20 protein-coding genes and 1 tRNA gene are annotated in these 23,121 nt (G+C 72.4%); 11 read left to right on the plus strand and 10 right to left on the minus strand.

Translation table 11 applies throughout. The features are described from left to right. Positions 1 to 31 precede the first annotated feature (31 nt). The 3 genes from OQ02_RS00720 to OQ02_RS00730 all read right to left on the minus strand — a co-directional run bounded on the left by OQ02_RS00720 (position 32) and on the right by OQ02_RS00730 (position 2,900). Entirely contained in the window at positions 32 to 895 is an 864-nt protein-coding gene (locus OQ02_RS00720; protein WP_033436219.1) for a DNA-formamidopyrimidine glycosylase family protein, read from the minus strand. Positions 896 to 922: 27 nt separating this feature from the next. Further along, the gene (locus tag OQ02_RS00725; RefSeq protein ID WP_033436220.1) at positions 923 to 1,357 is read right to left on the minus strand and encodes a hypothetical protein; all 435 of its coding nucleotides are present in this window, start codon (positions 1,355 to 1,357) and stop codon (positions 923 to 925) included. 85 nt (positions 1,358 to 1,442) lie between these two features. Further along, a complete protein-coding gene (locus tag OQ02_RS00730; RefSeq protein WP_231499815.1) occupies positions 1,443 to 2,900 on the minus strand; it encodes a sigma-70 family RNA polymerase sigma factor in 1,458 nt (485 codons plus the stop codon). 206 nt (positions 2,901 to 3,106) lie between these two features. Here OQ02_RS00730 and OQ02_RS00735 point away from each other — a divergent pair, with 206 nt between their 5' ends. The 3 genes from OQ02_RS00735 to OQ02_RS00745 all read left to right on the plus strand — a co-directional run bounded on the left by OQ02_RS00735 (position 3,107) and on the right by OQ02_RS00745 (position 4,194). After that, positions 3,107 to 3,532, plus strand: a complete 426-nt coding sequence (locus OQ02_RS00735) for a DUF7674 family protein (protein WP_051771446.1) — start codon at positions 3,107 to 3,109, stop codon at positions 3,530 to 3,532. A 13-nt stretch (positions 3,533 to 3,545) separates the two neighbouring features. Next, positions 3,546 to 3,618 (plus strand) — tRNA-Gly (locus OQ02_RS00740). A gap of 150 nt (positions 3,619 to 3,768) precedes the next feature. Then, complete coding sequence (locus OQ02_RS00745; RefSeq protein WP_033436222.1) at positions 3,769 to 4,194, plus strand: OsmC family protein; 426 nt, start codon at positions 3,769 to 3,771, stop codon at positions 4,192 to 4,194. A 259-nt stretch (positions 4,195 to 4,453) separates the two neighbouring features. On the opposite strand, the gene OQ02_RS00750 is transcribed toward OQ02_RS00745, so the two are convergent. Beyond that, positions 4,454 to 4,705 carry a hypothetical protein gene (locus OQ02_RS00750; protein WP_033436223.1) on the minus strand — a complete coding sequence of 84 codons (252 nt, stop codon included), beginning with the start codon at positions 4,703 to 4,705 and terminating at the stop codon, positions 4,454 to 4,456. A 55-nt stretch (positions 4,706 to 4,760) separates the two neighbouring features. Between OQ02_RS00750 and OQ02_RS44645 the strand changes: the two genes are divergently transcribed. Then, entirely contained in the window at positions 4,761 to 5,345 is a 585-nt protein-coding gene (locus OQ02_RS44645) for a hypothetical protein (protein ID WP_033436224.1), read from the plus strand. Between the two features lie 12 nt (positions 5,346 to 5,357). On the opposite strand, the gene OQ02_RS00760 is transcribed toward OQ02_RS44645, so the two are convergent. From OQ02_RS00760 to msrA, 3 genes are all read right to left on the minus strand, one after another. Beyond that, the gene (locus tag OQ02_RS00760) at positions 5,358 to 7,139 is read right to left on the minus strand and encodes an ABC transporter ATP-binding protein (RefSeq protein ID WP_033436225.1); all 1,782 of its coding nucleotides are present in this window, start codon (positions 7,137 to 7,139) and stop codon (positions 5,358 to 5,360) included. Between the two features lie 134 nt (positions 7,140 to 7,273). After that, positions 7,274 to 7,573 (minus strand): helix-turn-helix domain-containing protein, encoded by a 300-nt coding sequence (locus OQ02_RS00765; protein ID WP_033436884.1) that lies wholly within the window; start codon positions 7,571 to 7,573, stop codon positions 7,274 to 7,276. A gap of 98 nt (positions 7,574 to 7,671) precedes the next feature. Further along, the gene (msrA, locus tag OQ02_RS00770; protein ID WP_033436226.1) at positions 7,672 to 8,331 is read right to left on the minus strand and encodes a peptide-methionine (S)-S-oxide reductase MsrA; all 660 of its coding nucleotides are present in this window, start codon (positions 8,329 to 8,331) and stop codon (positions 7,672 to 7,674) included. A 77-nt stretch (positions 8,332 to 8,408) separates the two neighbouring features. Here msrA and OQ02_RS00775 point away from each other — a divergent pair, with 77 nt between their 5' ends. The 6 genes from OQ02_RS00775 to OQ02_RS00800 all read left to right on the plus strand — a co-directional run bounded on the left by OQ02_RS00775 (position 8,409) and on the right by OQ02_RS00800 (position 18,233). Continuing rightward, positions 8,409 to 8,984 (plus strand): hypothetical protein, encoded by a 576-nt coding sequence (locus OQ02_RS00775; protein ID WP_033436227.1) that lies wholly within the window; start codon positions 8,409 to 8,411, stop codon positions 8,982 to 8,984. After that, entirely contained in the window at positions 8,984 to 9,958 is a 975-nt protein-coding gene (locus OQ02_RS00780) for a hypothetical protein (RefSeq protein ID WP_033436228.1), read from the plus strand. The genes OQ02_RS00775 and OQ02_RS00780 overlap by 1 nt, the downstream gene beginning before the upstream one ends. Then, positions 9,955 to 11,058 carry an acyltransferase family protein gene (locus OQ02_RS00785; protein ID WP_033436229.1) on the plus strand — a complete coding sequence of 368 codons (1,104 nt, stop codon included), beginning with the start codon at positions 9,955 to 9,957 and terminating at the stop codon, positions 11,056 to 11,058. Before OQ02_RS00780 ends, OQ02_RS00785 begins: the two co-directional genes overlap by 4 nt. Beyond that, entirely contained in the window at positions 11,055 to 13,439 is a 2,385-nt protein-coding gene (locus tag OQ02_RS00790) for a glycosyltransferase family 4 protein (RefSeq protein WP_051771448.1), read from the plus strand. Before OQ02_RS00785 ends, OQ02_RS00790 begins: the two co-directional genes overlap by 4 nt. Positions 13,440 to 13,563: 124 nt before the next feature. Continuing rightward, positions 13,564 to 14,715 carry a hypothetical protein gene (locus OQ02_RS40685; RefSeq protein WP_051771450.1) on the plus strand — a complete coding sequence of 384 codons (1,152 nt, stop codon included), beginning with the start codon at positions 13,564 to 13,566 and terminating at the stop codon, positions 14,713 to 14,715. Then, complete coding sequence (locus tag OQ02_RS00800) at positions 14,715 to 18,233, plus strand: glycosyltransferase (protein WP_033436230.1); 3,519 nt, start codon at positions 14,715 to 14,717, stop codon at positions 18,231 to 18,233. The genes OQ02_RS40685 and OQ02_RS00800 overlap by 1 nt, the downstream gene beginning before the upstream one ends. Positions 18,234 to 18,299: 66 nt before the next feature. On the opposite strand, the gene OQ02_RS39980 is transcribed toward OQ02_RS00800, so the two are convergent. The 3 genes from OQ02_RS39980 to OQ02_RS00815 are packed head-to-tail and all read right to left on the minus strand — an operon-like array spanning position 18,300 to position 22,370. Continuing rightward, complete coding sequence (locus tag OQ02_RS39980; protein WP_037329514.1) at positions 18,300 to 19,685, minus strand: glycosyltransferase family 2 protein; 1,386 nt, start codon at positions 19,683 to 19,685, stop codon at positions 18,300 to 18,302. Continuing rightward, positions 19,682 to 21,067: a polysaccharide pyruvyl transferase family protein gene (locus tag OQ02_RS00810; protein ID WP_033436231.1), complete on the minus strand. Its 1,386-nt coding sequence runs from the start codon at positions 21,065 to 21,067 to the stop codon at positions 19,682 to 19,684. Before OQ02_RS00810 ends, OQ02_RS39980 begins: the two co-directional genes overlap by 4 nt. 13 nt (positions 21,068 to 21,080) lie before the next feature. Beyond that, complete coding sequence (locus OQ02_RS00815) at positions 21,081 to 22,370, minus strand: alginate O-acetyltransferase AlgX-related protein (RefSeq protein WP_033436888.1); 1,290 nt, start codon at positions 22,368 to 22,370, stop codon at positions 21,081 to 21,083. Between the two features lie 365 nt (positions 22,371 to 22,735). Between OQ02_RS00815 and OQ02_RS00820 the strand changes: the two genes are divergently transcribed. After that, complete coding sequence (locus OQ02_RS00820) at positions 22,736 to 23,110, plus strand: hypothetical protein (protein WP_033436232.1); 375 nt, start codon at positions 22,736 to 22,738, stop codon at positions 23,108 to 23,110. The last annotated feature ends 11 nt before the right edge of the window (positions 23,111 to 23,121 follow it).

Here is a 23,121-nt window from a genome sequence, read left to right on the forward strand (position 1 = left end):
CAAATGGACCAACCCACACGTCCGTGTGGTTCTACTTGAGGAGCCGGGACATCCGCCGGTCGGCGAGCGGCTTGCCACCGGTCTGGCACTTCGCGCAGTACTGGAACGCCTTGTCCGCGAACGACACCTCGCGGACCGTGTCACCGCACACCGGGCACGGCAGGCCGGTCCGCGCGTGCACCCGCAGCCCCGACCGCTTCTCGCCCTTCAACGTCGCCGCCGACTGGCCGACCGACCGCGCCACCGCGTCCGTCAGCACGCCGACCAACGCCTCGTGCAGCCGGTCCAACGCCTCCGCCGGCAGCTTCCCCACCGTCGCGTACGGCGACAGCCTGGCCGTGTGCATGATCTCGTCGGAGTACGCGTTGCCGACGCCCGCCATGAGCGTCTGATCGGTCAACGCGGTCTTCAGCCGCTCGGTGCGCCCGGCGAACAGGTCTTCGAGCTGGGTGCGCGTCACCGACAGCGCGTCCGGTCCCAGCCGGGCGATCCCCGGGACGTCCGCCGGGTCGTCCACCACCCACGCGGCCAGGCCCTTCTTCGTGCCCGCCTCGGTCAGGTCGAACCCCGGCCCCTCGCCGGGCGGACCGAGGTGCACGCGCAGCGCCAGCGGACCGCGGCCCGGCTTCGGCGGCGCCGCCGACAGGTGCTCCGACCAGCGCAGCCACCCGGCCCGCGCCAGGTGCACCACCAGGTGCAGGCCGCCGCAGTCCAGGTCGAGGTGCTTGCCGAACCGGCCGGCACCCGTCACCTCGCGGCCCTGGAGCTCGGTCCAGGGCGGCGTGAACGTCTTCAACACCTGCAACGACGCGACGTCCACCCGGTGCACGCGTCGTCCGACGGCGTGCTCGCGCAGGTGGTGGGCGAGCGCCTCGACCTCGGGGAGTTCAGGCACCGGACCAGTGTCACCCCGCGCGGGCGATCAGTCGACCGGTTGCAGCGGGCCGTCCAGGTCGGGCAGCGAGTACATCTCGATCTTGCGGGCCACGTTGGCGACCTCGTTGCGCACGGTCAGGAAACCGCGCACCGAGCCGACCCACCGCTCCGGCGGCAGCTCCTCGGTCTTCTTCGACTCGGCGGCCACCAGCCACGGCCGGCGCACCGCCCAGCGGACCGGGAAGAACAGGAACACCAGGATCAGCGCCAGGATCAGCCAGCCCGGCACGACCACGCCCGCCGGTGTCCAGGACACCAGCACGACACCCATCACCACGACGATCGCGAGCATGAGCACACCGGGGCCGTATCCGCCGCTCACGTCGTGTTCGAAGTCGGCGTCGGCCGACGCGTTGCGCCACTCGATCTGACTGCGCACCGTCCACATCCGGCCGTCCGCGCCGCGCACCAGCCGCGTCATCACCGTCTCCTCAAGACGTCGAGCGATCACTCAGCGTTTGCCACGCTACCGGCAAAGTCTTGCACCTCGTGGGTGAAACCCGCAGTCACGCCGGGTCGAGGCGGCTCGGCGTCGGCTTGAGGGTCACGGTCGTCGTGGTCGGCTGCGGCGGCTCGCCCGACTTGGCCGTGCCGGTGGTCGTGACCGTGGTGGTCGGCGTGGTGGTCGCGGTCGTGGTGGCCGTGGTGCTCCCGGTGGTGCTGATCAGGATCTCCGGGCCGGGCTGCGACGTGGTGGCCGGTGACGACGCCGTGCCGATGGGCAGGGTGCGCGGTTCGGCTGCGGGGGTCGAGGCGGAGGTCGACGCCGAGCGCGTGGTCGGGACCGCGGCGGAGGTGGTCGCGGGCGCCGAGCGCTTCGGGTTGACGGTCTTCGTGTGCGCGACGTGCAGGGCTTGGGGTGACGTCGCGCTGGTCGCCGTGCCGGTCACGGTCGTGGTCGGGCCGGTCGAGCACAGCGCCAGCACGTGCTCGCCGGGCGCGCCGTCGGGACCGGACTGGACCAGGCCCGGACCGGGCGCGCCGGTGAACGAGCCGGCGACCATCCCGAACAGGCCGACGGCGGCGACCGAAGCGGCGGCGGCGAACACCAGCTTCACCCGCCCGGTGAGGAGCGCGGCCTTGCTCACCACCGCCGAACCCAGCGCCGAGGAACCCAGCGCCGACGTGCCCAGGACCGACGTGCCCAGGACCGCGGGTGCGAGCAGCGCGGTCGCGGCGACCGGGACGGCGATGCTCGCCGCGTGCGCCCGGAGCGTCGAGCACACCTCGGCCAGCTCGGCGTGCAGCGCGTTGCACGAGGCGCACGTGCGGAGGTGCTTGCGGATGCGCTTCTGCTCGCCGCCCTGCGCGCCACCCGCCGTGTACGCGCCGAGCTTCGCGACCACGGAGCTGCACGCGCGCGGCCCGGCGTCCTCGGCCAGGTGCGCCTGCAAGTACGCCGCGCGCAGCCCTTCCCGGGCGCGGCGGGCCAGCGCGGCCATCGCGTTCGGGCTCAGGCCGAAGTGCGGCGCGACCGCGGCGGGCCGCTCGCCCTCCACCTCGACCTGCCACAGCACCGTGCGCCACCGCTCGGGCAGGCTGGTGAACGCGCGGGAGATCAGCGTGTGCTCCGGCCGGTTCGCCGTGACGTCCGGGAACGGCTCGACGCGGCGGCTCAGCTCCTCGTCCTCCACCGGCACGTCCCGCCGCCGCCCGCTCCACTCCCACGCCACGCGGCGCGCGACGGTCAGCAGGTAGGTGCGGACGTGGTCGGTGGGCCCGTTGCCCCGGCGGATCGCCTGGAGGACCCGGAAGAACGCCTCCGCGGTCAGGTCGTCGGCCTCGGCGTGCTCGCGCACGTGCCGGAGGGCGAACCGGCGGACGGCGTCGGCGTGCCGGGTGAACAGCTCGCCGAACGCGCCGTCGTCACCCGCCCTGAGCCTGGCGAGCAGTTCCCGGTCGAAATCGGCATCGTCGGCCATCCCGCCCGACACCTCCCGCCCCGCCTTCGGTCCAGTGGTCAAGATGCCACAGTCGGCTGATTCCGGCCCGAAGCGATAGCGAGCCGATACCGAAGACCAGACGGACGACGTGGGACGTTCGGGCTAGTCAAGGCACCTGACTAGCGCAATCGGACCACTAGCGGTCGGTGACGGCGCGGTCACGGGTGGGCGTCAGGTGATGGTCCGCGGGGCGGCAAACGCAGCCGCGACGAGTAACCTCCTGCCGCGTGGTCGATTGGCGCACAAGGGCTTCCGCCCTCCTCCCCGAGCTGAGCGCCGTTGTCGAGCGCGAGTCGTGGTCCTGCCACGTGTTCCTGTCCGAGTTGTGGCAACTCGCGCTGGAAGCGCACCGGGACGGCGACCGCGAAGTGCTCGGCCGGGTGTACGGGTTCGCGCACTGGTGCTTCCGGCAGCCGGAGCGGTTCCTGTCCGACGCGTCCGTGGTGAGCTTCTACGAGCACGTGTTCGACGAGTGGGCGCTGCGGGACGAGGTGGCGCCGTGGCTGCCCGCCGAGGTGGTCGACCGGGTCCGCCCGCTGTGGGAGTGGCGGTGGCCCAAGGAGCGGTTGTCCGAGGTCGACCAGCTGTTGGCCGAGACCGGCGCCCCGGTGCCCGACCCCCCTGTCGAAACCACTTCCGAACGTCCGGTATAGTTCTCCGCAACAGGCGGATGTAGCGCAGTTGGTAGCGCATCACCTTGCCAAGGTGAGGGTCGCGAGTTCGAGTCTCGTCATCCGCTCTGCAAGGCCCCTCGGTGTCAGCGCGCCGGGGGGCCTTTCGCATGTCCCGGATCACACTGCGCGTTCACGCCGACGGTTTCGGCGGCTGTCGATGATGCCCATTAGGTTGGTCCCGAAGGGTTTTCCTCATCGAAGACGGAGTTGCAGACATGGCCACCACCCGCAAGGCGACCACGCACTGGGAAGGCAACCTGCTGGAGGGCAAGGGCAGTGTCGCCCTGGAGTCGTCGGGCATCGGCACGTACGACGTGAGCTGGCCGTCCCGCGCCGAGGCGGCGAACGGCAAGACCAGCCCGGAAGAGCTGATCGCCGCCGCGCACTCGTCCTGCTACTCGATGGCGCTGTCGCACGGCCTCGCGCAGGCGGGCACCCCGCCGGAGCAGGTCGACACGTCGGCCGAGGTGACGTTCCAGCCCGGTACCGGCATCACCGGCATCCACCTGACCGTCACCGCGGTCGTGCCCGGCCTCGACGCCGAGGGTTTCGCGGCAGCCGCCGAGAACGCCAAGCAGAACTGCCCGGTCAGCAAGGCGCTGACGGGCACCGAGATCACGTTGACCGCCACCCTGGCGTGACCCGGTGACACCTGGTACCGGTCTGATACCCGAAGTGTCAGGCCGGTACCAGATGTCCCGGATGATTTGACCCGAACGAGTGAGGCCGGTAGTCGTTGTGGATGCTCACCGCGCTCGGTGGTTCCGGACGGCTCGCCTTCGGCGCCCTGATCGGTGCGGCGTTGGCGGCCCTCGTGGTGTCGCAGGCGGCCGTGGCCAAGTCCCCGCAGGGCCTGCCGCCGCCGAACGGCGGTGAGATCGTGGTCGTCAAGCGCAGCGGTCAGCCGAGCCGGACGGTGACCGTGACCGGCGGTTCTTCGTCCTCGTCGGCGCACTCCGGTTCCTCCGCCTCGTCGAGCACCTCGACGAGCACTTCGTCGAGCACGACGACGGACACCACGGCGACCACCACGGACGCCACCACCACCACGACTACGACCACCACCACGGCGCGGCCGACCACGACCACCACGCGGCGGCCCACCACCACGACGACCACGACCACGACGACCCGCAGACCGTGCGGGCTCATCTTCTGCTGATTCCCCGGGACTGGATCACACAGCGTGTTTTGGCAAGATCGAGGTGTGACGTCCAGCCAGGTGCCCACTCAGACCCAGCGAAGCAACGACACCCCCACGGTCCGCATCCAGCCCGTCGCCGCCACCCCCGAGCCCGCTTGGCCCACCGCCGAACCGATGACCGCGACCAACATCCCGCCGGTCCCGGCGTCCGGTGTCGCGTTCGAGCCCCAGACGCCGCCGACCAACGGCCACGTCCCTCCCAGCCCGCTCAGCCCGCTCAGCCCGCCGAACGGTGCCGCCAACGGCACGCTCAACGGCGTCGCCAACGGCACGCTTAGCGGTGCCACCAACGGCACGCTCAACGGTGCTCCTAACGGCACGCTCAACGGTGCCGCCAACGGCAACGGCGCGGTCAACGGCGCGGTCAACGGCATTCCCGCTGCTCCCGCGGCTCCCGCCCAGCCAGCAGCCGCCCAGCCAGCAGCCGCCGAGCCCGCCGCAGGACCGACTCCCGACGCCGACCCCGCCCCAGCCGCCGCACCGGCCGCAGCCCCCGCCAAGCCGGCCGAACCGGCGAAGCCGCGCAGCCGACTGCGCCGGATCGCGCGCCGGATCGTCGGCCCCACCCTGCTCACCAAGAAGGGCTGAAACCGGGACGGGCTAGGCGGACTGGGCCTGGGCTGACTGGGCCTGGACTGACTGGGCCTGGGCGTAAAGGCCGCCCGTCCGGAGCAGTTCGTCGTGCGAGCCGATCTCCGCGATCCGGCCGTCCTCCATCACCACGATGCGGTCGGCGTTGCGGATCGTGGTGAGCCGGTGCGCGACCACGAACACGGTGCGGCCGTGGACGAGTCGGGCGAGCGCCTGCTGCACCAGCGCCTCGGACCTGTTGTCCAGCGCGGAGGTCGCCTCGTCCAGCACGAGCACCCTCGGGTCGCGGACCAGCGCGCGGGCGATGGCGAGCCGCTGCTTCTGGCCACCGGACAGCCGTGCGCCGCGGTCGCCGACCACGGTGTCGAGGCCGGTGGGCAGGCGGTCGATGAACTCCAGGGCGTTGGCGTCGGCGAGGGCCTGGCGGACGACGTCCTCGGGCACGTCGTCCAAGCCGTAGGTGACGTTGTCCCGGATGGTGCCCTCGAACAGGATCGACTCCTGGGGCACCACGGAGACGAACTGCCGGTAGCTGCGCAGGTCCAGTGCCTCCATGTCGACACCGTCCAGCAGGATGCGCCCTTCGGTCGGCCGGAGGAAGCCGATGACCAGGTTCAGCGCCGTGGACTTGCCCGCGCCGGACGCGCCGATCAGCGCGATCGTCTCGCCCGGCCGCACGTCGAGGGTGAAGTCGGTGATGGAGTGCCGGGTGGCCTCCGGGTAGGCGTACCCGACGCCTTCGAACCGCACGCCACCGTGCACGACGTCGACGTGGGCCTTGCCGGCGTTGTGCTCCAGGTCGGGCGCTTCCAGCACCTCGCCGAGCGAGCGCACCGACTCCAGGCCCTTGCTGATCACCGGGGTGAGGCTCATCAGCATGGTGACCGCGCCGGTCAGCGAGGCGAAGTAGGCGCTGAGCATGACCACGTCGCCGGGGGTGACGGCGAGCCAGCCGTGGTAGGCGGCGAGGGCGGAGCCGGCCAGGCAGCCGACGCCCAGGGCGTTGAGCAAAATCCAGGCGAGGGCGCCGAAGCGGACGTTGAGGCCGTCCAGCTTGAGGCTCGCGGCGAGGACCTGGCGCAGCGTGCCGTCCATCCGGTTGAGGGCGGTGCGTTCCAGGCCGTGCGCGCGGGTGATGGGGATGAGGGTGGTCATCTCGCCGACCCGGGACGACAGCTGCTCGACCTCGTGGCGGAACGACTCGTTGTACGCGCGCAGCCGACCGCGCAGCCACATGACGAGCACGGCGGCGGCGGGGACGACGAGCAGGAAGACCGGCAGAAACGCGGGGGCGCTCAGCCCGATGACGACCAGCGCGCCGCTCAGCGTGGCGAGCGCCGCGAGGCCTTGGTCGCCGACCTGCTGGCTGGACGTCTCGATGGCCTCGACGTCGCGGATGACCTTGGTCTGCAACACCCCCGCGCTGACCCGGGCGTGGTAGCCGATGGACAGCTGCTGCATGCGGCGGCTGAGCGCCGACCGGACCCGCATGCCCATGCGGCGGGCGCTGCCGTACCACCAGCGCGTGTAGAGGACGGCGAACGGGTAGTTGAGCACCAGCATGACCAGCAGCAGGCCCGCGCCGAGCCACATCCCGATGATCGGTCTGCGCTCCACGACGACGTCGATGACGTGGGCCGTGATGACCGGGGTCAGCCAGGTGGGGCTGTGCTTGACGAAGAAGGCGCCCGCGCCGAGGAGGAGCTGGGTGCGGTCTTCGCGGAAGAGGTAGAGGAGGGTGCGGACGGGGTGCTCGCCGCGGTAGCGGTGGTCGAGCGGACCATCAGGCATGGTGCGGAAGCTCCTGGAACCGGGGGCCACGGGAAACCCGCACCACGCCGTGCGGGGGAGCGCTCCCACATCCTAGGTGGGCGGTCCACCGGATTTCGCCTGGTCCGAGCGGCCACCCGAGGCCGGCGCGGTGGTCAGGCGGCCGACGTCCGTGGTGCGAGCCGGCCGACCGGCTCCAGGTCCAACGCGTGCGCCAGGCGTTCCGGAACGGGGATCGTGGGCACGGTGCCACCGGCCTCGAACCGGGCGACCGCGGACCGGGTTATCCCGGCAGCCTCGGCGAGGCGCGTCCGGCTCCGGCCCCGCCGCTCACGCCTCACCCGCACGGATCGGCCGAGTTCGAAGGCGATCCGGGCGGCCTCGAACGCCTCCACCGCCCCGGGCTCGGACATCCGCCGATCCCGGAGCTGCCGCCAGTCAGCGCGCTCAGCCACCTCGTCACCCCTGCTGTGCCCCTGCTCCACGTCACGCGGACTGCGGGATGCACACCAAGGTCAGCGAGCGGTGCGCTTCGCCAACGCCTGATCGGGTGTTACGTCGCCAGGCCCACCGGGCAGGAGACACCGGTGCCGGCGACGCCGCAGTAGCCGTTCGGGTTCTTCGCGTCCGACAGGTACTGCTGGTGGTACTCCTCGGCGTAGTAGAAGTCGCCCAGGGGCGCGATCTCGGTGGTGATCCCGCCGTGGCGGGCGCCGTTCAGCGCCTCCTGGTACACCGTCCGGCTGGCCTCGGCCACCTGCCGCTGCGCCTCGGACGTCCAGTACACCGCCGACCGGTACTGCGTGCCCATGTCGTTGCCCTGGCGCATCCCCTGCGTCGGGTCGTGGCCCTGCCAGAACACCCGCATCAGGTCCTCGAACGACACCACCGCGGGGTCGAAGACCACGAGCACGACCTCGGCGTGCCCGGTCCGACCCGAGCAGACCTCCTCGTACGTCGGGTTCGGCGTGTGACCACCGGCGTAGCCGACGGCCGTCGTGTACACGCCCGCGGTCTGCCAGAAGATCCGCTCCACGCCCCAGAAGCACCCCATGCCGAAGACCGCGGTCTCCAACCCCTCGGGGAACGGGGGCGTGATCCCGCGGTCCGGGAAGACGGTGTGCCGGTCCGGGACGGCCATGGGCTCGTTCCGGCCCGGGAGAGCGTCCGCTTGTGCGACCATCTGACTCTTGTCACGCCCGAACCACGCCATGGCACCGATGGTACGCGGCTCAGGGCAGCTGGTTGATCAGCGACAATGGCCCGGCACACCACCGTGGGGGAGTACTTGTGAAGCCGGCGTCCGTCATCATCGTGCTCGTGCTGCTGAGCGCGGTCACCGTCGCCGCCTGGGTCGCCCGGCCGGACGGGCCTCGGGCCGCGCCGGCGGCCGTGGTGGCCGACCCGACCCCGCGCCTGCCCTACGTTGAGCCGCTGCCGGACCTGCTGGTCACCCCGCCCAACCCGCTGGTGTTCGAGCTGGCGGCGACGCCGGCGAAGTTCCTGGGCTCCGGCGTGCTGACCGACCCCGAGGTGAAGCTCCTCGCGGACAACGGCGTGGTGCACATCACCGGCCGGATCACCCGCGACGCCAAGGGCACCACCCTGGGTGTGTGGCGGTTCACCGCCCGCGCGGACCCGCGACCGGCCCTGACCGCGATCGACCGGCTGTACGGGCAGGGCGGTCACGAGCTCCGGCCGACCGACCACCCCGGGTTGCTCATGCGCCACAAGGACAACGTCTTCCACGGCCACTACCGCCGCGGCAACGACGTGTTCCGGGTGGAGGGCTACGGCCCCGACAGCGCGTCCGCGATCACCGAGCTGACGGACCGGCAGCTCGCGCTGAGCCCGGCGGAGGGCTGATGACCACCGCGACCACCTCCCGGGAAGCACCGGTGGCAGAACCTACGACGACCGCGCCCGCCGTCGTCCTGCTGCGCGCGACCGGCGCGGTGCTGCTGGTCTACGGCTACCTCGTCGGGATGAACAGCGACCTGGCGCCGATCCGCGAGTTGCTGAACCGGCCGCTCGGCATCGGCGAGGACTTCGGTCCCCTCGGCGCGATGCTGCTGCTGGCCGCGGCCGGCTACGAGAGCGTCACCCGGAAGCCCTCCGTGCGACGCGCGGTCCTGACGTACCTGCCGCTCGCGGTCACCGTGCTGCTCGCCGCCGGCATGGTCATCCTGGGCGCGACGATCTGGACCATCCCGTCCGCCGACCACACGTCACCCCTCACGGTGGCGGGCAACCTGAGCCTGATCAGCCAGGTCATCGCGGTCAAACCGCTGCTGGTGCCGCTGGGCTGGATCGTGCTGCTGGAACTGCTCGCGTTGGCGACGGGCGCGTTGGTCCGCCGACTCCCCGGCAACGCGCGGGTGATCGTCCCGGCCGCGCACGTCGCGGTCGCCGCGGCCGTGATCCTGCTGGTGGACCACGACCACCGCGCGGTCACCGTCGCGGCGTTCTCCGGTGTCGTCGTGATCGGCCAAGTGGTGGCCCTGCGCGGCCGGTTCCAGTTCGTCCTCGCGCCCGCGGCGTGGCTGCTCTTCGTGCTGGCCGAGCACCAGTACCCCGTCGAACTCGCCAAGTGGTGGTACCCGGTGGCCGCCGCGTACGCGGGTCTGCTGCTCGCCGCGGCGGTCGTGTTCGCCGGTCCGACGGCCGCGAAGATCGCGGAGAACCGGATCGTGGCGTGGCTCGCCGCCAACGCGCTCTGGCTCGCGCTGCTCCAGGGCGTGTTCGGGTTCGCGGTCATGCACGCGTCGACCGCGGTCGCCGGCGTGCTGACCACGCTGGGCGCGACCGCCGCACTGGGTTGGATGGGCCGCAGCCGATGACGACCACCACGCCGGACGTGCGGGCCACGACGTCCACCAACAAGTACATGCACGGCCTGGACCTGGTCCGCATCCTCGCCGCGCTCGCCGTCATCTTCACCCACTACGCGAACTGGCTGCGCCTCAACGGCCACGACTTCCCGGTGGGCAAGGCCGTGGACGGCCTGGTCAGCGGCCCGCTGCACCTCTACCGGCCGATCACCCTGTTCGGTGTCGGCGTCGGCACGTTCCTGCTGGTCAGCGGCATGGTAGTGACGCACGTGGCGTTCCGGGAGACCAGCGGTCAGTTCATGGTCCGCCGCGTGGTGCGGCTCCTGCCCGCGATGTGGGTGGCCGTGGCGCTGGCGTGGGTCCTGGTCGAGAACGGCCTGCTCACCGCCAACCTCCCGCCCGACCTCGACGACCTGCCGCTGAACATGGCGCTGCTGAACCTCTTCGTGCCGGCCACGTCGTCCGTGCTCGCGATCACCTGGACGCTGGTCGTGCAGATGTTCTTCTACCTCTACGTCGCGGGCACGATGCCGCTGCTCAAGCGGTGGCCGTGGCTGCCGCCCGCGATGTCGGTGGCGCTGGTGTCGGTGCTGCTCGCGGTGGTCCCGGCGAACGGCGGGCCGCCCTCGAACGGGTTCCGCATGGTCGTGACGTTCCTGCCGGTGTTGTTCATCGGCCAGCTCATCACCCTGGTGCGGGCGGGCCGGATACCGGCGGCGGCGGGCGTCGTGTGCGGAACCGTGCAGTTCCTCCTGTTCATCCGGGCGGACCTGGGCAGTCAGGTGTGGCCACCCGAGGACGAGTTCCCGCGCCAGTTGGTGATCCTGGTGCTCGTGGTGCTGCTCGCCACCCGGCTGGACAACCCGCTGGTGCGCAAGCCGTGGGTCGGCGCGGCGGCGAAGCGGACCTACGCGACCTACCTGCTGCACATCCCGCTCGGCTTCCCGGTGCTCGAACTGCTCACCCCGACGACCGGCTTCTGGGTGGCGCTGGTCGTGGCGCTGGCCGCCGTCGCCGTCGGGTCCGAACTGCTGTACCGCTTCGTGGAGAACCCGATCGCCCGGTGGTTCCGCGAGCGCGAACGACAGAAGGTGAAAACGAACCCATGAACGCCCCGATCGCCTTCACCGTGACGCCCGAGAGCGGGCTGGCCGCGGCGACCGTGCTGGCCCGGTCCTACCTGGAGCACCACCCGGGCCACCGGTTCGCGATCGCGGTGCTCGACGGCGCGGACGGCGTCCAGAACGAGGACGGGATCACGTTCCTCGGCCCGGACCGGTTCGGGCTCGCCAAGGACGAGTTCCTGGCGCTGGCCACCGCGCACACGCCGCCGCAGCTGGCCGCGGCGGTGAAGCCATGGCTGCTGCGCAGGCTGTTGGCCGACGCGCCGTCCGTCACGTACCTGAGCCCGACGAGCCTGGTGCTGGGCCCGCTGCCGGAGGCGACCGGGCTGACCGTCGCACCGCACTTCCTGCGCCCGGTGACGGGCCGCGACGCCGAGTCGGACGAGGCGGACCTGATCGGCGCCGGCGTGCACAACCCCGGCTTCCTGACGGTCACGGAGCCGGAGCTCGCGGAGCTGTGGATCGAGGCGGTGCTGGGCTACCGCGCGATCCGCCTGGACCGCGAGGTGTTCTGCGACCAGGAGTGGTTCGACCGCGTGGTCAGCCACTTCCCGCGCACCACCGTGACGGACCCCGCCGTCGGCTTCACCACCTGGAACGCGTTCGAGCGGGTCGGCGTGGAGCCGAAGGTCGTCGACCTGTTCGGCTTCGACCCGGAGACGCCCTGGGTGCTCAGCGAGCTGTGCGCGAACCGCCCGGCCACCCTGCTGTCCGACCGCCCCGACCTGCGCGACCTGACCGCCGACTACGCCGAGCGGCTCACCGGGGCGGGCCGGCTGTCGAAGGTGGACGTGCTGCCGTCGTGGCTGGAGGAGCTGCCGGACGGCACGCCCCTCACCACGCTGATGCGCGAGGTCTACCGGGCGGGCGTCCGGGCGTCGCGCGCGCCTCGCAAGCCCGCGCCCGTGCCGCCGCACGCGTTTACCGGCAAGGCGTTCCGGGACTGGCTCACCGAGCGCACCGCGCAGCACGGCCTGAGCCGGCTCACCGCCGCGATCTGGCACCACCGGGTCGACCTGCACGGCGTGTTCGGGCAGCCGAGGTCGCCGGGGTTCGCGCACTGGTGCCGGACGTCCGCGATCACCGAAGGTTTGCTGCCCGAGTGGGCCGCGCCGGGGCCGGACGTGGTGCCGCAGCCGCCGAAAGACCGGTTCGGGGTGAACCTGGTCGGCCACCTGACCGCTGTGCTGGGCGTCGGCGAGCTGGCCCGCGTGATCCACGAAGCGCTCAGCCGGGCGGACGTGCCGGTGGCGTCGGTGGTCGAAGACTGGTTCGTGGCCAACCGGACCGACATCGACCAACCGGACGACGTGGGCCTGCCCGAGTTCCCGGTCAGCGTGCTGTGCGTGAACGCCGACCTGGTCCGCGGCGTGCTGGGGCAGCACCCCGAGGTGGGCCACGAGCGGTACCGGATCGGTGTCTGGGCGTGGGAGCTGGACGACTTCCCGTCGGTGATGCACGAGTTCGAGTGCGTGGACGAGGTCTGGACTATCAGCGAGTTCTGCCGGGCGTCGATCGCCGCGCACACGGACAAGCCGGTGCGGGTCATCCCGATGCCCGTGCGCCCGACCGCCGCCGTGGACCGGTCGCGCCGCGAGCCCGGCGTGCCGGTGCGGTTCCTGTTCGCCATGGACTTCAACAGCGTCGCGGCGCGGAAGAACCCGTTCGGCCTGGTCGAGGCGTTCCAACGGGCGTTCCCTGGCCGCGACGACGTCGAACTCGTGGTCAAGGCGATCAACGGCGGGCAGCACCTGGTCGAGCTGGCCAGGCTGCGGGCCGCAGTGGCGGGCGACCACCGGATCACGCTGCTGGAGCGGTACCTGACCGCCGACGAGCTGCACGACCTGTACGCGGGCACCGACTGCTACGTGTCGCTGCACCGGTCCGAGGGCTACGGCTTCACCGTCGCCGAGGCGATCGCGCTGGGGCTGCCGGTCATCAGCACCGACTACTCCGGCACGGCCGAGTTCGTGCCGGCGCAGCACGCCTGGCCGGTGCCGTACCGGTTGACGGAGGTCGGTCCGGGGGCGCCGCCGTACCCGCCGGACGCCCGATGGGCCGACCCCGACCTGGACGCGGCGGCGGCGGCGATGCGCGAGGTGGCCGACGACCCGGTGCGGGCCGCCGAGCGGGGGCTGCGGGCCCGGGAGCAGCTGCTCGCCGAGCGGAACTTCCAGGTGACCGCCGACTGGGTGCGGGAACGCGTCGCCGAGGCGCACGCGACCTGGCGGTCCCGCCGTGCCCCGGAGCCGGTCGCACCGCCGCGGCCCTCACCGTCACAGCGGGTGGTGCCGGTGTTGCGCAAGGCGGCCGTGCACGCACTGACCCGCTACGACCGGGTCCGCCGCCGGGGCCCGCTGCGCTGACCAGAGCAATGCCGCACACCTCGGGTGGTGCGACGCATCACGACTTGGTGGTGCCCCGCCCGACCATGTCACCACCCGTGCACAATGGCCACGATCGCATGAACCGCAGAAAGGGGCTGCCGGCGTGAACTGGCAGGATGAGCTGCGCAAGCTGGATGAGGAGCTTGCGTCCGGCCGGGTCTCGGCCGACGAGTACCGGACGCGCCGCGACCAGGTGCTGGCTTCGGCTCATGTCGTTCCGCCGATTCAGCAGCAGTGGCAGGCGAACGCACCGTCGGCGCCGGCCCAGCAGCAGGGGCAGCAGCCGTCGGACAGCGCGACCCAGTACCTGCGGCCGGTCGCGCCGGACGCGGGCCAGGGCCAGCCGCCGAACCCGGACGCCACCCAGGTCGTGGCCGGTGGCAGACCGGCGGCGCGACCGCCCCAGGACGTCGACCGCACGCAGGTCGTCCCCGGCGGTGGGATTCAGCCGCAGTACGGCCAGCCGTCGCCGCCACACGGGTTCGCGCAGCCGCAGCCCCAGGCCTCGCCGTGGGGCAGTGGTGACACCTCCGCGCCGTGGGCGACGACGTCCGGCGACAGCTGGCTGCGCCAAGGCCCCGAGGTGTTCGACGACACGTCCGGCGGCGGCGGCAAGAAGGTCTTCGCCATCGTCGGCGTCGTGCTGGTGATCGCCCTGATCGGCGGCGCGATCTGGTTCTTCGGCTTCCGCGATTCCGGGACGCCCGGGGGCGGCGGGTCGACCACCGCGGCCGGGACGAACTCCAGCGCGGCCCCGACGACGACCACCACCGAACCGCCCATCGAGCTGCTGCCCGCGCCCCCCGGCACGCCGAACCCGGAGAACGGCGTCGTCGAGGCGGCCAAGGCGGTCGAGGCGAAGATCCTCACCGCGGAGGAAGCCGCCGCGATGGAAGCCGCGGGCATCACCGAGGTGAACTTCAAGGGCGGCACCGAGGCCGCGTTCACGTACGAGGCGATGGTGTTCGAGGCCGAGGACGCGAACAAGGCCGAGGCACTGGCCGAGGCGCTGGTCGAGCTCCAGCTGAAGGCGAAGATGGTGCCCGGCGCCAAGGGCGTGATGCCGCAGAGCTCGACGGTCCACCAGCTGGTCCGCAAGGGCGAGCCGGGCTTCTACCGCTGCGTCTACGTCACCGGCACCAAGGTCGTTCGGGTCGGCACGGTGCAGACCCCGATCGGCGTGGACGACAAGGAACTGATCAAGAAGTTCCAGGAGTTCGGCGGCACGGTCGTCAGGGAGTTCCCGGTCAGCTGATGAACGGCGGACCCGAGTACGCGGACGGCGCCGAGGACGACGTCCTCGCCCGGCTGCGGGCAGCCCAGGACGTGAGCGCCGGCTCGGCCGAACTGGCCGCCGGCCTCACCGACTGGGAGCTGACCTACCACTTCTCGCCGCAGCGGACCGCGCTCCTCGCACCGCTCGACGTGCGCGAAGGCCTGCGCGTGCTGGACGTCGGCTGCGGCAGCGGCGTTCTCACCCGCGCCCTCGGCGAGGCCGGGGCGCGGGTCGTCGGCGTGGAGGGCACGCCGACGCGCGCCGCCGCGGCGGCCGAACGCTGCCGCGACCTGCCGGACGTGCGGATCGTCACGGGGGACGCGTCCGGCCTGAGCCGTCACGGCACGTTCGACCTGGCGCTGCTGTGCGGGGTGCTGGAGTACTCGCCCGTCTACGGCGACGGCCCGGCCGCGATGCTCGCCGACGTGACGGGCGCGCTCGCCGACGACGGCGTCGTGGTCATCGCGATCGAGAACCAGCTCGGCATCGGCTACCTGCTCGGCCAGCCCGAGGACCACCACGCGAAGGCATGGATGGGGCTGGCCGACTACCCGGCGCCGGGCGCGAAGACGTGGAGCAGGGCACGGCTGCGGGCGATGCTCGCGGACGCGGGCCTGACCGCGCAGCGCTGGCTGCTGCCGTACCCGGACTACAAGCTGCCGAGGGTGATCCTCGACGAGCGCGTGCACGACCTCCCCGACGCGTCGGACCTGGTGGACAAGCTGGTCCGCGACCCGCTGCTGGGAGTGTTCCGCGGCCCGTCGCCGGCGGTCGCGGTGCGGTCGCCGCACCGGCAGGCGGTGGCCAACGGCTTCGGCGTCGCGGTCGCGCCGTCGTTCCTGGTGATCGCGGGCCGCACGCCCGAGGCGGTCGCGAAGGCCGTGCGCCCCGATCTGGGGTGGCTCGTCAACGCGCAACGGCTGCCGGAGTGGCGGCGGTCGCGGCGGTTGACCGAGGACCTGCGGCTGACCGAGCCGCACCGCACGGGCAGCGCGACCGGGTGGCTGCGCCAGGAGCCGACGGCGGACGAGCCGCTGCTGCCGGGCGCGCCCCTGGACCGGCTGCTGCTCAACGCGCTGGCCGGGCACGACCTCGACACGACCCGCGACCTGCTCCAGCAGTGGCGCGACTGCTGCCTGGTCGACGCGCGGCCGTTCGCCGACGACGAGACCCACCCGTTCCTGCCCGGCCGCCCGGACGTGCCGGTGCTGCCGCCGGACTGCCTGGACGTGCACCCGGGCAACGTGATCGTCCTGCCGGACGGCACGCCCCGCCGGGTCGACCTGGAGTGGTTGGCGGGTGTCGGCGTTGACGCCGAGCTGGTGCTCGTGCGCGCGCTGGTCGAGTTCGCCCGCGAGGTGCTGCGCTGCGGCGCGGCCCACCCGTGGCCCGCCGAGACCTCCACCCGGCAGTTGGTGGTCCACCTGGCGACCCTGATCGGGTTGGACGACGCGGCCCGTTCCCGCTGGGCCGAGCTGATCGAGGCGGAGTCGGCCCTCCAGGAGCTGGTCAGCGGCACCCCCGCGGACGACGTGCGGGCCGCGTTGGACACCGACGTCGAAGCGCCGGGCCGGATGCGGCTGTGGGAGCGGGGCGGCCTGGACGACGTTCGCGCGGCGCTGGACGACCGCGAGCGGCTGGCGGGCGAGTTGGCCGAGACGCGCCACGTCCTGGCCGAGGCGCACCGCGAGATCATCGAGGCACGGGCAGAGCTGGGCGCGACGACCGGTTCGCTGCCGGACGTGGTCAGGGCTCGACGCGAGGAGCACACCGAGGCGGAACGGCGGCTGCGTGCCGACGTGGCCCGGGTGGACGGCGAGTTCGGCCGGGCGCTGGTGGAACTGGCGTCCGCCGACGCGGAGCGCGCCGACGCGGAGCGGGAGCTGGCCGCGCAGCGCACGGCCGCCGAGGAGCTGGCCGCGGAGAACGCGCGGCTGCGCGCGCAGCTGGACCGGCTGACGTCGTCGGCGCTGGTGCGGGCCGGCGAGGACTTCCTGTGGCCGGCGGCACGGCTCGCTCGCGGCACGCGTGACCTGTTGCTCGGCCGGGGCGGGCAGGAGCCGGACGGTGTGCTGCGCCGCGTCGGCAAGCGCGTGCCCGCGGTGACGCCGTTGCTGGCGAGCCGGGTGCGGCCGGTCACCCGACGTGACGACCGGCTGATGTACGCGGTGGACGTGCCCGCGATGGTGAACGTCGGCCGCGGCCAGGTGATCGACCTCGAGGGGTGGGTCGCGCACGCCGACCTGCCGGTGCGCCAGGTCGCCGTGGTCGCGGACGGGCAGACGTGCCGGGCGACCACCGGCCACCCCCGGCCGGACGTGGCGGCGGCGATCGGCGGTGAGGCGAACAGCGGTTTCCGGGTGCGGGTGCCGGTCCGCGAGGGCTTGGTGCGGCTCGAACTCCTCGTCACGCTGGTCGACGGCACGGTGCTCCGGCGTGAGCTGCCCGCCGTGCGGGGAGGCGGTTCGGACGCGGCGCCGGTCGAGGTCGACTGGCCGGGCGACGGGCCGCGGGTCGCGATCTGCCTGGCGTCCTACCGCGCGCCCCGCCTGCACTTCGCCGAGCAGGTCGAGTCGATCCGCGCGCAGACGCACCCGAACTGGGTGTGCGTGATCAGCGACGACGGCTCCGGTGACGAGGGCGTGGCGGTGCTGCGCGACGTGGTCGGCGACGACCCGAGGTTCGTCATCGTCGAGCACGACGAGAACGTCGGCTTCTACCGGAACTTCGAGCGCGCGCTGTCGCTCGTGCCCGCGGACGCGGACCTGGTGGCGCTGTCGGACCAGGACGACCTGTGGGACGCGGACAAGCTCGCCGTGCTGGTCTCCCGCTTCACCGACCCGGCCGTGCAGCTCGCGTACTGCGACATGCGGCTGGTGGACGGCGCGGGCGAGGTCGTCGCGGAGAGCGTGTGGGCGAACCGCGTGAACCAGTTCACCGACCTGGAACAGCTGCTGCTGCTCAACACGGTGACCGGCGCCGCCTCCGTGGTGCGCGCCGACCTGGTCCGGGAACGGGTGCTGCCGCTGCCGCCGGGGACGCTGAGCGCGTACCACGACCAGTGGATCGCCGCGACCGCGCTGTCCGTCGGCACGATCTCGTTCGTCGACCGGCCCTTGCACTCCTACCGGCAGCACGGCGCGAACGTCACCGGCTGGCAGGTTCCGCGCCTGGCCGACGGCCTGCCCGGACTGCGCGGCCTGGCCGCCGCGGGCGTCGGGGTCGGGGTCGGCCGGATCGCCGCGCGGCAGGCGGAGCTGGACCACATCACCGAGCACGAGTTGCGGCGGATCGCGCAGTTCGCGGCCGTGCTGCTGATGCGGAACGACGACCGGCTGACGGTCGAGGACCAGGCACGGCTGTCCCGCCTGGCCGCGGCCGAGCACCGGTTGTGGCCGCTGGTCCGGCTCGCGCTGGAGGGCGAGGAACGGCCGCAGACCGCGGGCGCCGAACGCCGCCTCCTCGCCGCCGCCCTGCTGCGTCGCGCTCAGCGCTGAGCTATCGGCGCACGAACTACCGGCGCACGAACGACCGGTGCCGAACGACCGGCCGACCGGCGGCGGTCAGCCGGTGGGCACCACCGTGCACTCGACGAGCACCTTCGCCATCGCCGACCGGAACTCCCCCGTCACGACGGCATCCGGCCCGGGGTCCGGAACGACGTGCGCCGACCGGCCGCCGCTCTGCCGGGCCCACGACGAGTCCTCCTCGTCCCGGCACGACACGACCTCGGCCCACTCCAGCAACGCCGCAGCCGCCGCCCGCGCCTCCCCCGCCCGCACCGCGTCCGCACGCGCGCGGGTACCGGCGAACCGCTTCTCCCACTCCCGGTGCGCCAACGATCCGAGGTCCAACGCCCGCACCGCCGTGGGCTGCCACTCGGTCACCTCGATCGCGGGCACGTCCGTGCCGAGCGCCACGACCACGTCGTAGTGCCCCACCCGGTCCCGGCTCCACACCGCGCAGTCGTCGGCCGACTCGACCTCGACCCCGACCTCCCGCCACCGGGCAGCGGCCTCGCCCGCACCTCCGACCGCGAGCAGCGTGATCGCGGCGGCCGGATCGGACCGGCGCCACTCGGCCACCATCGCGGCGGTCCGCCCGTCCTCGGCACCGGGCACCCGTGACGCCAGGAGCAGCACGCGGACCGACGCCGGCTGATCACGCAGCCACCACAACCGGTGCGGGTGCTCGTGGACGCCGACCGACGGCGGCCGGAGTGCCAGGTCGTCCGCCCAGCGCCGGCGGAACACCTCGCGGTTGATGTCGGACAGCTCCTCGGCGCGCTTGGTCGACGACGTGCCGTGCCGCACGTGCAGCACGTGCGACGACGGCTGCACCCACACCTGCCACCCGCGCGCCCGCAGCAGGAACTGCAAGTCGACGTCCTCGTAATAGGCGATGTGGTACTCCGGGGAGAACCCGCCGACCTCGTGGAACGCGTGCCGCCGCAGCACCAGGCACGCGGCCGACGCGTAGTCGACCACCCTGGGGTACAGGGAAGTCACGTCGGTCCAGCCGTCGCCCCAGCCCCGGCTGTACGCGTCGCCACCGAGCAGGCTGCCCGCCTCCTGGACCCGGCCGTCCGGGAACACCATCAGCGGCGCGACGGCCGCGGCGGCGGGCGTGCGGTCGAGGAAGTCGAGCAGCGGTGCGAGCCACCCCGGCGTGACCTCGACGTCGGCGTTGAGGAAGCACACGAACTCGGTGCGCGAGTGCTGCACCCCGAGGTTGCAGCCCGCGCCGAACCCGAGGTTCTCCGCCATCCGCACCACGGTCGCGCCGGTGAGGTTGTCCTCCAGCCACTGGCCGGTGCCATCCGGGGACGCGCTGTCCACCACGACCACCTCGTAAGGCACGTCGGTGTGCCGGGCCAGCACTTCGAGGCAGTGCTTCGCCAGCTCGCCGCCGCCGTACGTGACCAGGACGAACGTGACGCGCGGGGTCACCGAAGCCGCCCGTACGCAGCGCGCAGCAGGCGCGTCCAGCGGAACAGCTTGGTGGCGCGCATCGCGGCCAGTTCGCGCCGTTCGGCTTCCAGCTGGGCCAGGACTTCCTCGTGCCGTCGGGCGAGTTCGCCGTGCAGCCGGCGTTCCTCGGCCAGCTCCGGTCCGCCGGGCCGCACCGCGAGCAGCCGTTCGGCCAGCACGTGCCGGTCCGCGACGATCCGGTCCCGCATCCGCTGCTGCGCCAGGCGAAGCGCCCGGTTCTCCTCGACCAGCGCCGCCAGCCGGGGCGTGGCACAGCCCCCGCGCGCGGCCAAGGCCTCCTCGGCCGCGACCGCCACCGCGTCGAGGTGTTCGTCCAGCCTCCGCACCGCCTTGGGCGCGCGGTCGTCGTCGTCCTTCAACGTGCGCCGGAACGCCGCGGCCAGCCCGCTGGGCCGGGCCACCACGCGGTCGGCGGACGCGAACTGCTCCACCGCGGCCCGGTCGGCGGCCTTCGGGTCGAACAACACCCAGCGCCGCCCGTACGCGTGGGCGGCGGCGGCCACGTGCTCGTCAACGGCGATCACGGCCGCCGCGCCGGACAGCACTGCGAGCCGGTCCTCCAGCACCGTGTCCGCGGGCAACGCTCGCCAACCCGTGTCGGGTGGCACGGGAGCGCCGGTGGACAGCAGCACGACGTCACCGATCGCCAGCAGCTCGGCGGTCTTCGCCACCGCCGGTCGCAGCGCGGTGAACGACGTGTGCGGCACGTGGACCACCAGGTAGCTGCGCCCCTCCGGCGGCAGCTGCCCGAGCTGGCGCAACTGCGCCGCCCTGGTGCGCATGTCGCCCGCCGGCAGCAGCCGGTCCACCAGCAGGGCGGGGCTCGGCACCACGGCCACGTCCGGCGACAGGCCGGCCGCGCGCAGCCGGTCCCGCGACACCTCGTCGCGCACGGACGCCAACGGCTGCCGCGCCATCCACTCGACCAGACCGGCGGGCACCTCCTCGGCGACCCGCACGGCCAGGCACAGCGCCTCGGGTTCCACCCCGAGCCCGCCGGTGAAGAACTCCTGCGCGGGAACGTCCTCCCCGTACCACCCGGACAGGTCCGCACCCAGCGGGAACGACGGCGCGACCACGTTCAGGTGGTGCGACTCGACCAGTTCCCGCACCCGGCCGGGGGTGCGCCCGCCCAGCGGCTCGGCTACCAGGCCGCCGTCGGCGCGCGTCGGCCTGGTCCAGCCGAACGGCGCCAGGGTGCGTACCTGCCAGTCGCCGAGCCGGTGCCGCAGTTCCCGGGCGAGGACGCGGGCGGCGATCTGGTCACCCAGGCCGGGCAGGTCGCTGCCGCACCACAGCCCGATGGTTCCGCCTGACGGCTTGGGGTGAAGTTCGTGCACGTGAGGACTCTACTCAGCGGGGTTGCCTGGCGAGTTCGGCTTTGAAGGTTTCCAGGTGCCGGCTCGACATCACCGAGCTGTTGCCGGACAGCATGTTGCGCTCCACCACCTCGACGACCACCACGTCCGCGGTCGCCATCATCTGGCCGGTGGGCTTCGGGTCGCTGGCCGCGGTGTTGAGGTGGATGAAGGTGAAGTCCGCGAACGCGGCCGACATGTACTCGGCCATGGGTGCGGCGAACGAGTCGCCGAGCATGACGACCTTGGGTCGCACCACGCCCGTGCCCGCGGTCTGGGTGGAGCGCTGCGGCGCGGGGAACGGCTCGTCGAGCTTCTTCCCCCGCACGGTCTTGCCGTCCGGCGCCAGGTCGTAGTTGTTGATCGTCATCTTCCCGGTGCGGCCGAGCAGCGGCGGCAGGCCGGCGTCGGCCTCCGACGACCCCGCCGAGCGGAAGTCCCAGCTCTTGGTGACGCCCGGCTGGATCCGCTCGGCGACGGCGCGGACCATCACCAGGCCGCCCTCGGTCGTCCAGTGCGAGTCGAGCTGGTGGTAGACGGGCTCCTTGCGGTTCTCCGCCTCCGCACGCAGGCCGTCCCGCAGGTCCAGCGCGCCGGTCTCGCGGGTGACCGACTGCCAGAACGCCTCTCGCGCCTTGGTCGCGCACTGCGCGCCGAAGTACTTGGAGGGCAGGTTCTGCGGCACGGTCGTCACCTTGTCCGGCGCGACGACGAGCACCATCTTCCGGCCGGACGACTCGACCGCCGTCCGCAGCGCCTGGAGCCGGTCGAAGACCTCCGGGACCGGGAGCAGCGGCTCGCAGGCGCGCTCGATGTCCTCACCCAGGTAGAGCCAGTCACCCTTGCCCTCGATGGCGCGGACGTAGGCGGTGGGCTCGGGCCGGTCCAGCGACGGGTCCTTGGGCGGCAGCGGGATCGGGCCGTTCGGCTCCTGGTGCGGCGGCTTGGCGACCGGCGGGGCCTCGCCGAACACACCGCGGCTGATGCCGTTGGCGGCGGCGACGGCGTGATCCCGAAGCGGGATGTGGTCGTTGGCCCAGGCGTTGAGGCCGGTGAAGAAGCCCCAGCCGGCGGTGACCGACGGGAAGTCGGCGAGCTTCCGGTTCTCGAACTCCGCCGGGCGGACGCCGACGATCAGCATCAGGGCTGGCGCGCAGAAGAAGAGGGCGGCCATCGTCAACGCCGAGCGCTGGCGGCTGCTGTGCCGGGGCCGGTAGAGCGCGTGCTCGTGGGGTAGCAACGACTCGGGCACCGCCGGGAGGCTCTTGGGCGGGTCGATGCTCACGCCGAACAGCGTAGCCGGCGGCGCCGTCACCCGTTCGCGGTTCACGCGAAGGTAGGGATTGACGAGCCGTTGATCGTGCAACCCCGCACGCATGGCGGACGTCTCTTCGGGTGACAAGACACCCGATGCAGTGGAGGAACAGGATGTGGCCCACTGTGAGCCTGGTCACTTTGGGCGCACTCGCTTTTTTAGTGCGAACCGTTCGGGTGCTGCGATCCGTATCGAAACGAGATGACGGCGGATCCCACATTGAGACCGCCCCACCGGCCTAGTCCCTATGGCGGATTGTCCACTTGCCGTACGATCATTTCGGGTCGTACGACCGGTACCTGCTAGGGGACCTCGGAACAAGAGGTAGGTGCGTCATGGATCTCGCACTGAGCAAGGTCATCGAGCTGCGCGAAAGCGGGTTCCAGTTCCTCCACCTACGGGACGAGGACGGACAGCTCGACCGCATCATGGCGTTCAAGCAGCGCAGAGGGTTCATCGACTCGATCCTGTTCTGGTCCGAGACGGAGGCCCGCGCCGGTCGCCTGCCTGCCGTGCGGGACAGCCAGCGGGCCGCCCAGGCCGTGTGGATTTACGAGGGACCGCTGGTCGAGGCGGTGGACCGGCTCCTCGACCTGCCGGAGCCCGGCTCGCGCAACGCGCCCACGTTGATGCGGCAGACAGCGTCCGACCTCGCGCTCGTGACGACGCTGCCGTTCAAGCTGAAGCTGCCGCCCGGCGCTATCGCCTAGACCCCTATAGG

This window comes from Saccharothrix sp. NRRL B-16314, from assembly GCF_000716595.1.
Taxonomy (GTDB): Bacteria; Actinomycetota; Actinomycetes; order Mycobacteriales; family Pseudonocardiaceae; genus Actinosynnema.

Excerpts from the sequence above, each read along its gene's own strand:
- OQ02_RS00790 (WP_051771448.1), top strand. The coding sequence starts at position 11,055 with ATGAACGCCCCGATCGCCTTCACCGTGACGCCCGAGAGCGGGCTGGCC.
- OQ02_RS00745 (WP_033436222.1), top strand. The coding sequence starts at position 3,769 with ATGGCCACCACCCGCAAGGCGACCACGCACTGGGAAGGCAACCTGCTG.
- OQ02_RS00780 (WP_033436228.1), top strand. The coding sequence starts at position 8,984 with ATGACCACCGCGACCACCTCCCGGGAAGCACCGGTGGCAGAACCTACG.
- msrA (WP_033436226.1), bottom strand. The coding sequence starts at position 8,331 with ATGGCGTGGTTCGGGCGTGACAAGAGTCAGATGGTCGCACAAGCGGAC.
- OQ02_RS00785 (WP_033436229.1), top strand. The coding sequence starts at position 9,955 with ATGACGACCACCACGCCGGACGTGCGGGCCACGACGTCCACCAACAAG.
- OQ02_RS00750 (WP_033436223.1), bottom strand. The coding sequence starts at position 4,705 with ATGAGCCCGCACGGTCTGCGGGTCGTCGTGGTCGTGGTCGTCGTGGTG.
- OQ02_RS00725 (WP_033436220.1), bottom strand. The coding sequence starts at position 1,357 with ATGACGCGGCTGGTGCGCGGCGCGGACGGCCGGATGTGGACGGTGCGC.
- OQ02_RS00820 (WP_033436232.1), top strand. The coding sequence starts at position 22,736 with ATGGATCTCGCACTGAGCAAGGTCATCGAGCTGCGCGAAAGCGGGTTC.
- OQ02_RS00760 (WP_033436225.1), bottom strand. The coding sequence starts at position 7,139 with ATGCCTGATGGTCCGCTCGACCACCGCTACCGCGGCGAGCACCCCGTC.
- OQ02_RS00800 (WP_033436230.1), top strand. The coding sequence starts at position 14,715 with ATGAACGGCGGACCCGAGTACGCGGACGGCGCCGAGGACGACGTCCTC.